General features: G+C 65.9%; 13 protein-coding genes. 4 read left to right on the plus strand and 9 right to left on the minus strand.

Annotation, left to right across the window (positions count from 1 at the left end; genetic code table 11):
* Positions 1–4 precede the first annotated feature (4 nt).
* From infB to rimP, 4 genes are read right to left on the minus strand one after another with little or no spacing between them, the layout of a single operon-like run.
* Positions 5–2,707: a translation initiation factor IF-2 gene (gene infB / locus O9320_07095; protein MCZ8310601.1), complete on the minus strand. Its 2,703-nt coding sequence runs from the start codon at positions 2,705–2,707 to the stop codon at positions 5–7.
* A gap of 19 nt (positions 2,708–2,726) precedes the next feature.
* Positions 2,727–3,353, minus strand: coding sequence for an RNA-binding protein (locus O9320_07100; GenBank protein ID MCZ8310602.1), 627 nt, complete (start codon positions 3,351–3,353; stop codon positions 2,727–2,729).
* Positions 3,354–3,371: 18 nt separating this feature from the next.
* Positions 3,372–4,886, minus strand: a complete 1,515-nt coding sequence (gene nusA / locus O9320_07105) for a transcription termination factor NusA (protein MCZ8310603.1) — start codon at positions 4,884–4,886, stop codon at positions 3,372–3,374.
* A gap of 56 nt (positions 4,887–4,942) precedes the next feature.
* Positions 4,943–5,467, minus strand: a complete 525-nt coding sequence (gene rimP, locus O9320_07110) for a ribosome maturation factor RimP (protein ID MCZ8310604.1) — start codon at positions 5,465–5,467, stop codon at positions 4,943–4,945.
* A gap of 316 nt (positions 5,468–5,783) precedes the next feature.
* Here rimP and O9320_07115 point away from each other — a divergent pair, with 316 nt between their 5' ends.
* The gene (locus O9320_07115; protein ID MCZ8310605.1) at positions 5,784–7,556 is read left to right on the plus strand and encodes a tetratricopeptide repeat protein; all 1,773 of its coding nucleotides are present in this window, start codon (positions 5,784–5,786) and stop codon (positions 7,554–7,556) included.
* Here O9320_07115 and O9320_07120 read toward each other — a convergent pair.
* Genes O9320_07120 through O9320_07130 form a run of 3 tightly spaced genes read right to left on the minus strand, consistent with a single transcriptional unit; the run spans position 7,546 to position 10,204 of the window.
* Positions 7,546–8,451 carry an EamA/RhaT family transporter gene (locus O9320_07120; protein ID MCZ8310606.1) on the minus strand — a complete coding sequence of 302 codons (906 nt, stop codon included), beginning with the start codon at positions 8,449–8,451 and terminating at the stop codon, positions 7,546–7,548. The two genes, O9320_07115 and O9320_07120, sit on opposite strands and share 11 nt — an antisense overlap.
* A complete protein-coding gene (gene metW, locus O9320_07125) occupies positions 8,448–9,098 on the minus strand; it encodes a methionine biosynthesis protein MetW (GenBank protein MCZ8310607.1) in 651 nt (216 codons plus the stop codon). The genes O9320_07120 and metW overlap by 4 nt, the downstream gene beginning before the upstream one ends.
* Positions 9,095–10,204 carry a homoserine O-acetyltransferase gene (locus O9320_07130; protein MCZ8310608.1) on the minus strand — a complete coding sequence of 370 codons (1,110 nt, stop codon included), beginning with the start codon at positions 10,202–10,204 and terminating at the stop codon, positions 9,095–9,097. Before O9320_07130 ends, metW begins: the two co-directional genes overlap by 4 nt.
* A gap of 251 nt (positions 10,205–10,455) precedes the next feature.
* On the opposite strand from O9320_07130, the gene O9320_07135 reads away from it, so the two are divergent.
* Genes O9320_07135 through O9320_07145 form a run of 3 tightly spaced genes read left to right on the plus strand, consistent with a single transcriptional unit; the run spans position 10,456 to position 13,300 of the window.
* Positions 10,456–11,337, plus strand: a complete 882-nt coding sequence (locus O9320_07135) for a chorismate mutase (protein MCZ8310609.1) — start codon at positions 10,456–10,458, stop codon at positions 11,335–11,337.
* Positions 11,334–12,422 (plus strand): histidinol-phosphate transaminase, encoded by a 1,089-nt coding sequence (hisC, locus tag O9320_07140; protein MCZ8310610.1) that lies wholly within the window; start codon positions 11,334–11,336, stop codon positions 12,420–12,422. The genes O9320_07135 and hisC overlap by 4 nt, the downstream gene beginning before the upstream one ends.
* A complete protein-coding gene (locus O9320_07145; protein MCZ8310611.1) occupies positions 12,419–13,300 on the plus strand; it encodes a prephenate/arogenate dehydrogenase family protein in 882 nt (293 codons plus the stop codon). Before hisC ends, O9320_07145 begins: the two co-directional genes overlap by 4 nt.
* Here the strand turns inward: O9320_07145 and trmB are convergent, their stop codons facing one another.
* Complete coding sequence (gene trmB, locus O9320_07150; protein MCZ8310612.1) at positions 13,301–14,032, minus strand: tRNA (guanosine(46)-N7)-methyltransferase TrmB; 732 nt, start codon at positions 14,030–14,032, stop codon at positions 13,301–13,303.
* Positions 14,029–15,243, minus strand: coding sequence for a methionine adenosyltransferase (gene metK, locus O9320_07155; GenBank protein MCZ8310613.1), 1,215 nt, complete (start codon positions 15,241–15,243; stop codon positions 14,029–14,031). The genes trmB and metK overlap by 4 nt, the downstream gene beginning before the upstream one ends.
* Positions 15,244–15,273 lie beyond the last annotated feature (30 nt).

The following is a 15,273-nucleotide window of genomic DNA, read 5'->3' on the forward strand; positions in this document are numbered from 1 at the left end:
GACCCTAGATCGTGCGCGCGACTTCTTCGATTTCGAAGCACTCGATGAGGTCGCCCTCGCGAATGTCTTCGTAGTTTTCGAAGGCCATGCCGCACTCGTAGCCGTCCTGCACCTCGCGCACTTCGTCCTTGAAGCGGCGCAGTGTCTTGAGCGTGCCCTCGTGGATGACGGTCTGGTCGCGCAGCAGGCGCACTTTGGCGCCGCGCTTGACCATGCCTTCGACCACGCGGCAGCCCGCGACCTTGCCGACCTTGGTGATGTTGAAGATCTGGCGGATCTCGGCGTTGCCGAGGAACTTTTCGCGCAAGGTCGGCGAGAGCATGCCCGAGAGGGCCGCTTTGATCTCGTCGATGACCTGGTAGATGATCGAGTAGTAGCGGATCTCGATGCCGTCGCGCTTGGCCATTTCGCGCGCCTGGGGATTGGCGCGCACGTTGAAGCCGACCACGAAGCCCTGGCTTGCCTTGGCAAGTGCTATGTCGCCTTCGGTGATGCCGCCGACCGCCCCGTGCAGCACGCGCACAGCCACTTCGTCGGTGCGCAGCTTCGTGAGCGAGGCCACGATGGCTTCGAGCGAGCCTTGAACGTCGGTCTTGACGACGACCGCGAGTTCTTTGGCTTCGCCTTCCTGGATCTTCGTGAACATCTGCTCGAGCGTGCCGCGCGCGCGCAAGGCGGACGACGCGTCGCGCGCCCGGCGTTGGCGGAACTCGGTCACTTCGCGCGCACGCGCATCGGTTTCCACGACCTGGAAATCGTCGCCCGCAAGCGGCGTGCCGTTGAGGCCGATGACTTCGACCGGCGTGGAGGGCCCGGCCGCATCGATCTGCTTGCCGCGCTCGTCGACGAGGGCGCGCACGCGGCCCCATTCTTCGCCGGCCACAAAAATGTCGCCGACGCGCAGCGTGCCCTTCTGCACGAGCACGGTCGCGACCGGACCGCGGCCGCGTTCGAGCTTGGCCTCGACGATGGCACCTTGCGCCGAACGGTTTGGGTTGGCGCGCAGCTCGAGGATTTCGGCCTGCAGCAGGATGGCTTCTTCGAGCTTGTCGAGGCCGGTGCGGGCCTTGGCCGACACGTCGATGCCGAGCACGTCGCCGCCGAAACCTTCGATGGCGATCCCGTGCTGCAGAAGATCGGCGCGCACGCGGTTGGAATCGGCACCCGCCTTGTCGACCTTGTTGATCGCGACGATGACCGGCACGTTGGCGGCCTTGGCGTGCGCGATGGCTTCGATCGTCTGCGGCTGGATGCCGTCGTCGGCGGCTACGACCAGCACGACGATGTCGGTCACTTTGGCGCCGCGCGCGCGCATCGCCGTGAAGGCTTCGTGGCCCGGCGTGTCGAGGAACGCGATCGCCTGGCCGTTCTTGAGCTGCACCTTGTAGGCGCCGATATGCTGCGTGATGCCGCCCGCCTCGTGCTTGGCAACGTCGGTCTCGCGGAGTGCGTCGAGCAGCGATGTTTTGCCGTGGTCCACGTGGCCCATGATGGTGACGACGGGGGCGCGCGGCTCGAGCGCTTCGTCCTGGTCGCCGGCACCTTCGAGGCCGATTTCGACGTCGGCTTCGGCCACGCGTTTCACCTTGTGGCCGAATTCGGCGACGATGAGTTCGGCCGTGTCGGCGTCGATCGTCTGGTTGACGGTCGCCATCACGCCCATCTTCATCAGGCTCTTGATCACGTCCACGCCGCGTTCGGCCATGCGGTTGGCGAGCTCCTGCACGGTGATCGCCTCGGGCACCACCACATCGCGCACGACCTTGGCCGAAGGGCCCTGCTGGAACATGCGCGAGCGTTCTTTCTCGCGCGCGCGCTTCATGGCGGCGAGCGAGCGCACGCGGATCGTTTCTTCCGATTCGAGCGCTTGGGTCACCGACATCTTGTTCTGGCGGCGCTCCTTCAAGTCGCGCCCGCCTTCGGGGGCGGCCTTGCCGGGGCCCGGACGCATGCCGACCCCGCCTCTGCCCGGCGCTTGGCCGGGGCGGAAGGCGCCGGGACGGCGCGGGCGTTCTTCGTCTTCGGCCGTGGCGGCAACGCCGGCGCGCGCCAGCATCGCAGCCGGTACTGCAGCCGTCGTCGCAGGGGCTGCAGGGGTGGCCGGGCTTGCGGCCGCACGCGCGACTTCGGCCGCCTGGCGGCGCTTGCCTTCTTCTTCGTTGAGGCGGAGCGTTTCTTCTTCGGCCTTCTTCTTCTGCGCTTCGTCGATGCGCTGGGCTTCGACCGTGTCGGTCTTTTTCTGGACCGCGTCTTCCTGCTTGCGCTTGGCGTCTTCGACGGCCTTGCGCTTCATCTCTTCTTCGAAAACCTTGGCTTCTTCTTCCGAGCGGCGCTTGGCTTCGATGTCGGCGCGGATCGCGCTCTGGATCGCGCGCTGGCGCGCGGTGCGCTCTTCTTCGGTCAGCGCACGCAGCACCTGGGGCTTGGCGGCGGGCTTGGCGACCTGGGCGGTCTGCGCGCTCGACGGCGCTTCGGCGGCGGGGGCGGCCGCAGCACCGGCTGCAGGAGCCGCACCCGGTGCGCGCTTCTTGCGCACTTCGACCTGCACCGTCTTGGAGCGGCCGTGCGGGAAGCTTTGGCGAACCTGGCCTGCGTCGCCGCCGGCACCGGAACCGGCGCGCAGCTCCAGCCGCCCGCCGGTTTTGCCGGCAAGGGCGAGCTTCTTTTTGGCGTCTTGGGCCAGATCGATGTCTTTGCTGTCCGTCATTTGTTGCCTGTCGTCGCTTTCATTCGTTGCGCGCACTCTGGCGATAGCTCGCCAGACGCGCCAGATCTTCCTGCACGCGCAGCGCGAGCGCGCCGGATGCGATGGCCGCGTGCACGGCGTGCTCGCGGCCGAAGGCTTCGCCCATTTCAGTTGCCGTCAATCCCGTCGCCACCGGGATGTCGTGGCCGCCCAGCCGTGCACGCTCGGCAAGCGAGCCGTCGGCCGCAGCAACCAGCACCGCACAGCGGCCTTTTTCGATCTTTTCTTTGACCTTCGCAAAGCCCGACGCCGCCTGGCCCGCCCGCCGGCACAGCGCCAAACTTTCGACCGCGCGGCGCATCAGCAGAAAGCCGACGCGCTCGGCCAAATCGGCGCCCACCGTCACGCGCGCGCGCGCGGCTTTGGCGAACAGTCCCTTGGCGACGGCCGTATCGACCGCCGTGCGTGTGGCCGTAACCCAGATGCCGCGCCCCGGCAGCTTGCTGGCAATGTCCGGCACGATCGTGTTGTCCGGGCCTACGACAAAACGCACGAAATCGGCGCGCGGACCCGACTTGCCGCTGACGATGCAGCGGCGCAGCGGCCCGCTGGCATCGGCGTCGATGTCGGCAGGCGTTTCGGGTGCGAGGGCGAGCGCTTCGATCACGGGTTCTTGCCGGTTTCCTTACTTCTTCTCGGCCGCGAACCAATGTTCGCGGGCCTTCATGATGATGGCATTGGCGGTTTCTTCGTCGAGCGTGTCTTTGCCGACGATCTCGATGAGTTCGTCGCCGGCAAGGTCGCCCAGATCGTCGAGCGTTTTCACACCCTTCTCGCCGAGCTTCACGAGCAGGCCGGGGCCGAAGCCCGTCGTATCGACCACGTCGTCGGACACGCCCAAGCGCACGCGCTCGGCTTCGAAGCGTTCGTATTCCTTGGCGACGAAGGCTTCGGCGCGCGTCTTGAGTTCGCCCGCCACGCCCTCGTCGAAGCCTTCGATGTTGGCGAGGTCGTCGAGTTCGACCGACGCCACTTCGTCGACCGTGGTGAAGCCTTCGGTCACAAGAAGCCCTGCGATCACGTCGTCGACGTCGAGCGCGTCCACGAACACCTGCGAGCGTTCCTTGAATTCCTGCTGGCGGCGTTCGGATTCTTCGGCTTCCGTGAGGATGTCGATGGCCCAGCCGGTCAGCATCGAGGCCAGGCGCACGTTCTGGCCGCGCCGGCCGATGGCAAGCGACAACTGCTCGTCGGGCACCACCACTTCGATGCGGCGCGCTTCCTCGTCGAGCACCACTTTGGTGACTTCCGCCGGGGCAAGCGCGTTCACCACAAACGTGGCGGGATCGTTCGACCACGGAATGATGTCGATTTTTTCGCCCTGCTGCTCGGCAACGACCGCCTGCACGCGGCTGCCGCGCATGCCGACGCACGCACCCACGGGGTCGATCGAATGGTCGTGGCTGATGACCGCGATCTTGCCGCGGCTGCCCGGATCGCGCGCCACGGCCTTGATCTCGATGATGCCGTCGTAGATTTCCGGCACTTCCTGCGCGAAAAGCTTGGCCGTGAACTGCGGATGCGTGCGCGACAGGAAGATCTGGGGGCCGCGCGCTTCGGCGCGAACGTCGTAGATGTAGGCGCGAACGCGGTCCTGCACGCGGAAGCTTTCGCGCGGGATCGTCTCGTCGCGGCGCAGGATGGCTTCCGCCCGGCCGAGATCGACCGTGATGTTGCCGAACTCGACGCGCTTGACGAGGCCGTTGACGATTTCGCCGATGCGGTCCTTGTACTCGTCGAACTGGCGGGTGCGCTCGGCTTCGCGCACGCGCTGGACGATGACTTGCTTGGCCGTCTGCGCCGCGATGCGGCCGAAATCGATCGGCGGCAGCGGATCGGTCAGATAGTCGCCGACCTTGGCGTCGGGGTTCTTGCGCAGCGCGTCTTCGACCGACATTTCGGTCGCGTCGTTGGTGACGGGATCCGCCACCATGCGGTAGCGCAGCAGCTGCATTTCGCCGTTGTCGCGGTCGATATGCGCGCGGATGTCGTGCTCGAGGCCGTATTTGGCGCGGCCGGCCTTCTGGATGGCCTGCTCCATGGCTTCGAGAACCTGCTCGCGCTCGATGCCTTTTTCGCGTGCGACCGCGTCGGCAACCTGGAGCATTTCGATGCGATTGTAGGCGGTCGTGCGTTCCATGGTCTTCTTGTCTCTTGTTCGGGGATTTCGGTCGTGGCGTATGAAAGGCGTTGGTATCAGGCGCTTGCGGCGGCCGCTTCGGCGGCACGCGTCGCGGCGATGAGTTCGTCGGTCAGCAGCAGTTTGGCGCGGGCGATTTCGGCAAGCGGCACGTCCGCCGGTCCTTCTTTGGTTTCGATGCGCACGCGGTCTTCGGCCACGCCCAGAAGCGTGCCCGAAAAGCGCTTGCGCCCATCGAGCGGGTTTTTGGTCTCGATCTTGGCGGCGTGGCCCGCAAAGCGCGCATAGTCGGAAGCGCGCACCAGCGGCCGGTCGATGCCAGGCGAGCTCACTTCGAGCACATAGGCCGATACGATCGGGTCTTCAACGTCGAGCTTGGCCGAAAGCGCGCGCGACAAGGCTTCGCAGTCTTCGATGCGCATAGCCTTGCGGTCTTTGCGTTCTGCCATGATCTGCAAGGTCGGCCGGTCGCGGCCTGTGACGACCGCGCGCACAAGCTCGTAGCCCAGACCGTCAATGGTCGGGCTTACCAACTGTTCGAGATTGCGACTGCGCTGTTCCATCGGTACGCGTTGTTCCATCGTTCCTAGCGCGGCTGGTTCCAACCGGCAAAAGCCGCTCGCAAAACCAGGGGGCCAAACAAAAAAGTGCGCCGGTTTGGGCGCACTTGGTACCTATCGCCCGAGCCAAACGTCGGACGTTATGACGCGCGCAATATACGCTTTTTGGCGTTCGAATCAAGTTTTCCCAAGAGGGGTCCAAACGCCTCGAAAACCGAGGTAAATTTACCCCTTCACGCGGCCTGTCGCGAGCCCCCATTGCCGGCTCCTATTGCCAGTCCCCATTGGAAGCCCCGGCAAGCCGCGCTAAGGTGCCGATCCGGGTTGCGATTCGCAAATGCCCGCAAAGTTGGGTGCGACCAGAATGGCGAGCATGATGCGTGCGGGACCCTTTGCAGCCGTCGGGCTCGCGGCAAGCGTTGTTGTGGGCTGCGCGCAGATGGCGCAAGACCGTGCCCAGTTGCCGACTGCACCCGACAATATCGTCTATACGGCATCGGGCAGTTTCCTTGCCGCCCAGCACGCCCAGCGCACGCGCGACGTTGCGGCCGCCGCCGACTACAGCCTGCGCGGGCTCGAAGCCGAGCCCAACAACATCGATTTTCTCGGCCGCGCCCATCCGGCCCTCGTCGAAGCGGGCCGCATCGACGAAGCGGCGGTCGTGGCCGCCAAGCTCGTCGCGTACGATCCGAGCTACACGCCCGCCCATCTGACGCTCGCGGTGGTCGAAATGCGCGCCGACCAGCTCGAGGCAGCGCGCGCGCGTTTGACCCGGCTGCCGATCCAAGGCGTGAACCGCCTTGTGCATCCGCTGATGATCGCATGGATCGACATGGCGCTGGGACGGCCTGCGGCAGCTCTCAATTCGCTGCGTCCGGTGCAGGAGGTGCAGGGCTTCCGCTCGATGCACGACTACCATGCCGGACTCATGAACGAGCTTGCCGGGCGCTTCGACGATGCGGAAGCCGCCTATCGCCGCGCGATCGAGGGCGATGCAGTTGCCCCACCGCGCCTCATCGAGGCGTTCGGCGGGTTCCTCGAGCGGCGCGGCCGGCCGGCCGAAGCGCGGGCATTGTATCTGCGCGTGCGCGGCACGCAGGGCGATTCCCCGATCGTGCGCGCCGGCCTCGCGCGCACGGCCGGCGGCGGCGCACCCGGTCCCGCCCCCGCTTTGTCGACGGCCAACGGCCTTGCGGGTGCGGGCGAAGCGCTTGCCAATCTCGCTGCCGCCTTCCGCCAGGAAAACACCGTTTCGCTTGCACTCGCCTATGCGCGCTTGGGGCTCTATCTCAACCCCAACGATGCGGCTGCCCTTGCGAATGCCGGCGACATTCTCGACCAGCTCGACCAGCGCGACAAAGCCGATGCGCTCTATATGCGCGTCGATCCGGCCTCGCCCTACGGCTTTGCCGCACGCCTGCGGGTCGCCGAAAATCTGCACGAGACCGGCAACACCGATGCGGCCGTGCGCATGCTCGACCAGATTGCCGCCGAGCGGCCCGACCGCATCGAGCCGCTGGTCACGATGGGAAATGCGCTGCGCGAGAAAGAGCGCTTCGTCGAAGCCGCAGCCGCCTACGGGCGCGCCATCGCGCGGCTCGGCGTGCCCGAGGCGCGCCATTGGTCGCTGTTCTATGTGCGCGGCATCGCCTTCGAGCGCGCCAAGAATTGGCCGGCCGCCGAGCAGCATTTCAAGCGCGCGCTCGAGCTGCAGCCCGACCAGCCGGACGTGCTGAACTATCTCGCCTATACCTGGGTCGACAAGGGCCTCAACATCATCGAGGCCGAGCGCATGCTCAAGCGCGCGGTCGAGCTGCGGCCCAATTCGGGCCATATCGTCGACTCGCTTGCGTGGGCCTATTTCCGGCTCGGGCGCTTCGAGGAGGCGGTTCCGCTGCTCGAGCGCGCGGTCGAATTGCTGCCGCAGGACGCCGTGGTGCTCGACCATCTGGGCGACGGGCTGTGGCGCGTCGGCCGCCAGCTCGAGGCAACGTTCCAGTGGAAACGCGCGCTCGACAACAATCCCGAGCCCGAGCTCAAAATCGAAATCGAAAAGAAGCTGCGCGGCGGCCTGCCGCCGCTCGCCCCGGCTCCCGCCGCTACGCGCTGAGCGCCAGCAGCAAGCCCACGCCGGCCAGCACCAGCGCCAAGCCGAGCGCTTCGCGCAACGCAAGGCGCTGGGCAAACATGCGACGGCCAACGAAAAACGCGTACAGCATTTCGACGAGGCCGAGCGTGCGCACCAGGGCGGCCGAGGCCAGCGAAAAGGCCGTGAACCAGCCCGCCGACGCAAGCGCCCCCATCAATCCCGCAAACAGCGACGGCCGCCAAGCGGCGACCACGCGGGCCAGCACGTCGCGGTCGCGCAGCGCGAGATAGGCCGAGCCTGCGACCGCTTGCAGACCCAGGGCGAGCGCGAGGGCTGTCAAGGCGGCGATCCAGAATTGCGGTTCGTCGAGTGCGAGAATGCCGCCGCGATAGCACACGGCCGACAGCGCGAAGAACGCACCGGCCGCCACGCCGAACGCAGCCGCGCGCCAATCCCCACCTTTGGTCGCCCACGGATTGCCCGACAGCACCATCACGCCCAACGTGGCAAGGGCGATCGCGGCAAAGCCCGCGAGCCCGACCGGCTCTTGGAGAACAGCGGCCGCAAAAATCGCGACCTGCACGGGCTCCGTCTTTGTAAAGGCGATCGACACAGCAAAAGCCTGCGTGCGCATGGCGGCCAGCATCGCGGCCGTTGCCAAGATCTGCGCCAGAGCGCCCGCGGAAATCCACCCGAGCGCCGAAGCGTCGGGCATTGGCGGCAAGCGCCCGGCAAAGCCGCAAGCGACCGCCAGCATCGCCAACGCGAACGGGAAGCCGTAGAGAAAGCGCACATGTGTGGCGCCCACCGTGCCGAGGCTCGCGGTCAAATGCCGCTGCATGGCATTGCGCGCCGTCTGTGCGGCGGCGGCGGCCAAAGTCGCGGGAATCCAAAGCCAGCTTGGATCGAAACTCATCCGCCGCGCGTCAGCACGAACAGACCTTGCTCGCCGAGCAGGTTGGCCAGGCGCCCGGGCGCTTGCAGGCCTTTGGGGCGGCCGACCGAATCGAGCACCATCGCCTGCTCGATCGTGACGTCCAATGCGCGGCACAGATCGACGAAATCGTCGAGCGTGCACAGATGGATGTTCGGCGTTTCGTACCATGCCGAGGTGAGCGTGCCCGTGACCGGCATCTTGCCGCCGAACAGCAGGCGCAGACGCACATGCCAGACGCCGAAATTGGGGAACGACACGATGGCGCGGCGCGAGATGCGCACGAGATGCTCGAGCACGGCCTTGGGATCCCACGTCGCCTGCAAAGTCTGCGACAGGATCGCGTAGTCGAAGCCGCGCGTCGGATAGTCCTTGAGGTCGGTGTCGGCGTCGCCCTGCACGACCGACAGGCCTTGCGCCACGCACGCATTCACGCCCGCCTGGCTGATCTCGATGCCGCGTGCATCGACGTTCTTTTCGTGCGCGAGATAATCAAGCAAGGCGCCGTCGCCGCAGCCGATATCGAGCACGCGCGTCCCCGGCTCGATCATCTCGGCAATCGCCTGCAGATCGACGCGGATCGAGGCGCGCGGGCGCCCTTGTGCTGCCAACGGTAACGGACCGGTCATTTGAATCTGAGACCCCGATGTTCGGCCGCCCCGTTGAGGAAGCCGCCGAGTACGGCATGAAACTCCGGCTCGTCGAGCAGGAACGCATCGTGGCCCTTGTCCGACACGATCTCGACGAACGAGACGTTGGCGGCAGCGGCATTGAGCGCATGCACAAGCGCGCGGCTCTCGGACGTCGGGAACAGCCAGTCGGACGTGAAGCTCACGACGCAAAAACGCGTCTTGGTGCCTTCGAATGCCGCAGCAAGGCTGCCGCCATGCTCGGCCTGCAGATCGAAATAATCCATCGCGCGCGTGATGTAGAGATAGGAATTGGCGTCGAACCGGTCGACGAAGGTGGAGCCTTGATGGCGCAGATAGCTTTCGACCTGGAAATCGGCGTCGAAACCGTACGAAAGCTGGGCACGGTCCTGCAGCTTGCGCCCGAACTTGCGATGCAGCGCCGTTTCGGACAGATACGTGATGTGGGCGGCCATGCGGGCCACGGCCAAACCCCGCTGCGGCTGCGTGCCCGCAGCTTGGTAAGCACCGCCGTTCCATTGCGGATCGGCCATGATCGCCTGGCGGCCAACCTCGTGGAACGCGATGTTCTGCGCCGAATGGCGATAGGATGTGGCGACGGGCACGGCCGCAAACACACGCTCGGGATATGCGGAGCACCATTCCAGCACCTGCATGCCGCCCATCGAGCCGCCGATCACGCAAAACAGCTTGTCGATGCCGAGATGGTCGATCAGGCGCGCTTGCGCCTTCACCATGTCGCCGATCGTGATGACCGGAAAGGCAAGGCCATAAGGCTGATCGGTGGCTGGGTCGATGTCCTTGGGGCCTGTGGTGCCCATGCAGCCGCCGAGCACGTTCGCGCACACGATGAAATAGCGGTCCGTGTCGAGCAATTTGCCGGGGCCGACGATCGCCTCCCACCAGCCGGGCTTGCCGGTGACGGGATGGCGGTCGGCCACAAAATGGTCGCCGGTCAACGCGTGGCAAACCAGAATGCCGTTCGACTTGTCGGCATTCAGCGTGCCGTAGGTCTGGTAGGCGACCGTGACGGGCCCGAGTTCGACGCCGGAATCGAGGCGCAAGGGATCGCTTGCCGGGATCACAAAGCGTTTGCCGGGGAACGATGCTGCAGCACTGTCGAGAGGCGTGAGGCTGGGATGTGCGGTCAAGGGTCGGATGCCAAAAGGCCAAGCAGGCCGGACGGGAGGAACAAAGTGGGCGAAACATGGGCCAAGCGGCAGGCGGATTCAAGCGCTTGCTGAAAATCCGCGCCGCGACTTGCCGCAGGCCAATTGTATTGCGCGGTGCGACGGCGCTGGGCTATGGCTTGTGCGCCCAGCATGACCCAGCTCCAATGACCCAAGCGCCTGCTTCGCTCGCCGATCTGCGCCGCCGCCTCGATGCAATCGACGACCGGCTGCTCGACCAGCTTATGGAGCGCGCGCGCGCGATGGAAGACGTGCGCGCCGCCAAAGCCGCCGAAGGCACCGATGGGAGCCCGCGCCTCGCCCGCCCGGGGCGCGAATTGGCGATCCTGCGCCGGCTTGTGGCGCGTATCCAAGGGCCGCTGCCGCCGGGCCTCGTCGTGCGGCTGTGGCGCGACATCATGACGAGCTTCACGCGCCTGCAGGGGGCGTTCTCGGTGGTCGTGCTCGATGTGCCCTCGAACGAGCGCGCCAAACCGCCCGCCCAGCTGATGGGTTTTGCGCGCCGCCACTACGGCCAAGCCACACCGCTTCTGACCGCAAGCTCGCCTGCCCAGCTTATTGCGCGCCTCGACGACGGGCGCGCGCAATTGGGCCTACTGCCCACGCCCGAAGACGCACCCGATCTCAATTGGTGGCGCAATCTCGCACCCGGCGGCTTGCAGGTCCTGGCCCGTCTGCCGATCGACGGGCGCGAAACCCAGCCAGGCGCCTTCGTCGTCGGGCGGCAGAGTTTCGAAGAATCCGGCGCCGATCGCGGCCTGCTCGCGGTCGCCCCGGACATCGAGGCAAGCCGCGCCAAGCTCGTGCGCCTGCTGACCGATGCGGGCCTCGCCCCCGTCGGCATCATCGCCGAATCGTCGGCAGGCGGCAGGCCGATCTTTTTGATCGTCAACGAAAGCTACGTCGCCCCCAGCGACGCAAGGCTTGCGCATTTGGCCGAGGCGGGCTTGCGCACCAGCGTCGCCGGCGGCTACGGCGTGCCGCTCGACCTTGCGCTCGACCAGCCTTTGAAGGGAGTCCCTGCATGAGCTCGCCTGTGCCGCGCCCCGGCATTCTCGAAATCAAACCCTATGTCGGCGGCAAATCGAGTGCGGCGGGATCGCAGAAGCCGATCAAGCTCTCCTCGAACGAAGGCGCACTCGGGCCCTCGCCCAAGGCGATTGCCGCCGCCGCCGCAGCGGCAGCGGAAATGCACCGCTATCCCGACAGCCAATCGGCTGCCCTGCGGGCCGCCATCGGCAAGCGCTTTGCGCTCGATCCGGCGCGCATCGTATGCGGCTCAGGCTCGGACGAACTTATCGCCCTGCTCGTCAAAGCCTATGCCGGGCCCGGCGACGAAGTGCTCTACAGCCAATACGGCTTTACGATGTATCCGATTTCGGCCCTCACGGTCGGTGCCACGCCCGTGTGGGCGCCAGAACAGGGCTATCGTACCGACATCGACGCACTGATCGCCAAGGCGGGACCGAAGACGAAAATCTGCTTCCTCGCCAATCCCAACAATCCGACCGGCTCCTACGTGACGGGGGCGGACATCAAGCGCCTGCGCGACCGGCTGCCGCCGCACACGCTGCTGGTGATCGATGCGGCTTATGCCGAATATGTGAGCCGCAACGACTATTCGGCCGGCGTCGAGATCGTGGACGGCAGCGACAACACGGTGATGCTGCGCACCTTCTCGAAGATGTTTGCGCTCGGCGGCATGCGCCTGGGCTGGGCCTATTGCCCGCCCGCGATCGTGGACGTGCTCGACCGCGTGCGCGGCCCTTTCAATGTGGGTGCAGCCGCCCAGGCCGCCGGCGTGGCAGCCCTCGAAGATCTCGCCTTCCAAGACCAAGTGCGCGCGCACAACGACCGCATGCTGCCGTGGTTCGTGGCCGAGTGCGAAAAGCTCGGCCTTTCGACACTGCCGTCGGTCGGCAATTTTGTGATGGTGCGCTTCCCGGACGCGCCTGCGAAAAACGCGGCGGCGGCCAACGAATTTTTGATGGCGCGCGCGATCATTCCGCGCGCGGTCGCGAATTACGGCCTGCCGGAATTCCTGCGCTTCACGATCGGCACCGACGAAGAAATGAAGGCCGTGGTCGCGGCCCTTGGCGATTTCCTCAAATGAAGCCCGTCGTCGGCACGCTCGCAATTATCGGCTGCGGGCTCATCGGCTCGTCGATCGCGCGCGCGGCCCGGCGCGGCAATGCGGCGGCGCGCATCGTCGTGTGCGATGCCGATCCCGGTGCGCGCCGCGCGATCGCCAGGCTCGGTTTTGCCGACGCGATTCTGGCGTCACCCGCCAAGGCCGTGGCCAAGGCCGACATGGTCGTGATTTGCACGCCGATGTCGACCTATGCCGCGATCGGGCGCGCGATCGGGCCGAAACTCAAAGCGGGTGCGATCCTCAGCGATGCAGGCTCGGTCAAGCGCGCCGCCCTCGATCGCCTCGCGCCGTTTGTACCGCGCGGCGTGCATCTTGTTCCAGCACACCCCGTGGCGGGCACGGAAAACTCGGGGCCCGAAGCGGGCTTCGCCGAATTGTTCGACGGGCGCTGGTGCATCGTCACACCCGTTGCCGGCACGCCCAAACAAGCGACCAAAAAGGTCGAAGCCTTGTGGACGCGCCTGGGCAGCAAAGTCGCCGTGATGACGCCCGAGCACCACGACCGCGTGCTCGCGATCACAAGCCACGTGCCGCATCTGATCGCCTACACGATTGTGAACACGGCAAGCGATCTTGAAGGCACGTTGCGCGCCGAAGTGATCCGCTATTCGGCCTCGGGCTTCCGCGATTTCACGCGCGTGGCCGCCTCGAGCCCTGTCATGTGGCGCGACATTTTCCTCGCCAACAAAGACGCCGTGCTCGAAATGCTCGGCCGTCTCTATGAAGACATTGCATTGCTGCAGAAAGCGATCCGCCACGACGAGGGCGACACGCTCGAGCGGCTGTTCGCCAAGGCACGCCACATAAGGCGCAGCGTCGTCGCCGCCAAACAGGACTAGCTAGCGGCGCACATAGCGCAGAATAGTCGCCTTGCGCCCTTGCAGGCGCGCTTTGGCGGCGTAGCGCGTTTCGATGGCGTCGGGCGGATAAAGGCGCCAATCGTCGGCAGTGCGCGCGGTCCACGCAAACGCCGGATGCGACTTCATCTCGACGAGCATCCACAAAAGATACGGCTCGTCGTCGGTCGCAAGACGCAGTTCGGAACCCGGTTTCAGCAGCCGTGCCGCTTCGTCGAGAAACGGTGCCGCGATCAAGCGGCGCTTGTGATGGCGCTGCTTGGGCCACGGATCGGGATGCAGCACGAAGAGTTTTTCGAGCGATGCGTCGGGCAGATGGCCCAACAATTCGCGCGCGTCGCCCGCATAGAGGCGCACGTTTTTGAGATTGCGCTGTTCGAGATGACGCACGGCCGAGACCACGCCGTTCACAAACGGCTCGGCGCCGATCAGCGCCACATCGGGATTGTTGGCGGCTTGATGGGCCAAATGCTCGCCGCCGCCGAAACCCACTTCGAACCACAAAGCGCGCGGCACGAATCCGAACAGGGCGGGGATGTCGAGCAGCGTTCCTGCCGCCGGTTTGGCAAGCGCATAGGCCGGGAGTTTTTCGTCGACCAGAACGGTCTGGGTGGGCTTCAGCTTGCGCCCGCGCCGCCGGCCGTAGGAATGCACAAGGCGCCGGGGTTCGCCCGGCGCCTTGTCGTTTCCGTCGCGATCCGCGTCGTCGTTCAACGCGCGCCGAACGCCTTGCGCAGATCCTTGACGAGGTCGGTCTTCTCCCACGAGAAGCCGCCGTCCTTTTCGGGCGCGCGGCCGAAATGGCCGTAGGACGAGGTGCGGCGATAGATCGCCTTGTTGAGCCCCAGATGCTCGCGAATGCCGCGCGGCGTCAGGTTCACGAGCTCCTGCAGCACCTTCGAGAGCTTGGCTTCGTCCACCTGGCTCGTCCCGTCGGTATCGACATAGACGGACAGGGGTTTGGCCACGCCGATCGCGTAGGAGAGCTGGATCGTGCAGCGGTCGGCAAGGCCGGCCGCGACGACGTTCTTGGCGAGGTAGCGCGCGACATAGGCGGCCGAACGGTCGACCTTCGTCGGGTCCTTGCCCGAGAAAGCGCCGCCGCCGTGCGGGGCCGCACCGCCGTAGGTATCGACGATGATCTTGCGGCCCGTAAGGCCGCAATCGCCGTCTGGACCGCCGATCACGAAGTTGCCGGTCGGGTTCACGTAGAACTCGTTCTCCGGAATCTTCCAGCCCTTCGGCAGAACGGCCTGCACGTAGGGGCGCACGATTTCGCGCACGTCGTCCTGGTCGACCTTGGCCGAATGCTGCGTCGAGACGACGATGGCCGTCGCTTCGACGGGCTTGCCGTTGACGTAGCGCAGCGTGACTTGGCTCTTGGCGTCGGGCTCGAGATATTTCTCTTTGCCCGAATGGCGCGCTTCGGCCATGAGGCGCAGGATGTTGTGCGAATACTGCAAGGGGGCCGGCATCAGTTCCGGCGTTTCGTTCGTGGCGTAGCCGAACATGATGCCCTGGTCGCCCGCACCTTCGTCCTTGTTGCCCTTGGCGTCCACGCCCATGGCAATGTCGGCCGACTGGCCGTGCAGATGGACCTGCACCTTGGCCTTCTTCCAGTGGAAGCCCTTCTGCTCGTAGCCGATCTCGCGCACGGCACCGCGCGCGAGCTTCTCGATCACGTCGGCATTGACCTTGCCGCCCTTGAGCATCGGCGCCTTGGGACCGCACTTCTTCGCGTCGAGGCGAACTTCGCCCGCGATCACGATGCGGTTGGTCGTCACCAGCGTTTCGCACGCGACGCGCGCGTACGGGTCGAGACCCAGAAACGCATCGACGACCGCGTCGGAAATGCGGTCGGACACCTTGTCCGGATGGCCTTCGGAAACGGATTCGCTGGTGAAAACAAACTCGCCCTTGCGCATGGGCTTTCCTCCGAAATGGGATCAGGGATC

Origin of the sequence: Magnetospirillum sp. (assembly GCA_027532905.1) — a bacterium.
GTDB lineage: Bacteria > Pseudomonadota > Alphaproteobacteria > CACIAM-22H2 > CACIAM-22H2 > Tagaea.

What these genes read in the sequence shown, in the direction of transcription:
- infB (MCZ8310601.1), bottom strand. Translation starts at nt 2,707, where the DNA reads ATGACGGACAGCAAAGACATCGATCTGGCCCAAGACGCCAAAAAGAAG.
- nusA (MCZ8310603.1), bottom strand. Translation starts at nt 4,886, where the DNA reads ATGGAACGCACGACCGCCTACAATCGCATCGAAATGCTCCAGGTTGCC.
- rimP (MCZ8310604.1), bottom strand. Translation starts at nt 5,467, where the DNA reads ATGGAACAACGCGTACCGATGGAACAGCGCAGTCGCAATCTCGAACAG.
- O9320_07115 (MCZ8310605.1), top strand. Translation starts at nt 5,784, where the DNA reads ATGCCCGCAAAGTTGGGTGCGACCAGAATGGCGAGCATGATGCGTGCG.
- O9320_07120 (MCZ8310606.1), bottom strand. Translation starts at nt 8,451, where the DNA reads ATGAGTTTCGATCCAAGCTGGCTTTGGATTCCCGCGACTTTGGCCGCC.
- metW (MCZ8310607.1), bottom strand. Translation starts at nt 9,098, where the DNA reads ATGACCGGTCCGTTACCGTTGGCAGCACAAGGGCGCCCGCGCGCCTCG.
- O9320_07135 (MCZ8310609.1), top strand. Translation starts at nt 10,456, where the DNA reads ATGACCCAAGCGCCTGCTTCGCTCGCCGATCTGCGCCGCCGCCTCGAT.
- hisC (MCZ8310610.1), top strand. Translation starts at nt 11,334, where the DNA reads ATGAGCTCGCCTGTGCCGCGCCCCGGCATTCTCGAAATCAAACCCTAT.
- O9320_07145 (MCZ8310611.1), top strand. Translation starts at nt 12,419, where the DNA reads ATGAAGCCCGTCGTCGGCACGCTCGCAATTATCGGCTGCGGGCTCATC.
- metK (MCZ8310613.1), bottom strand. Translation starts at nt 15,243, where the DNA reads ATGCGCAAGGGCGAGTTTGTTTTCACCAGCGAATCCGTTTCCGAAGGC.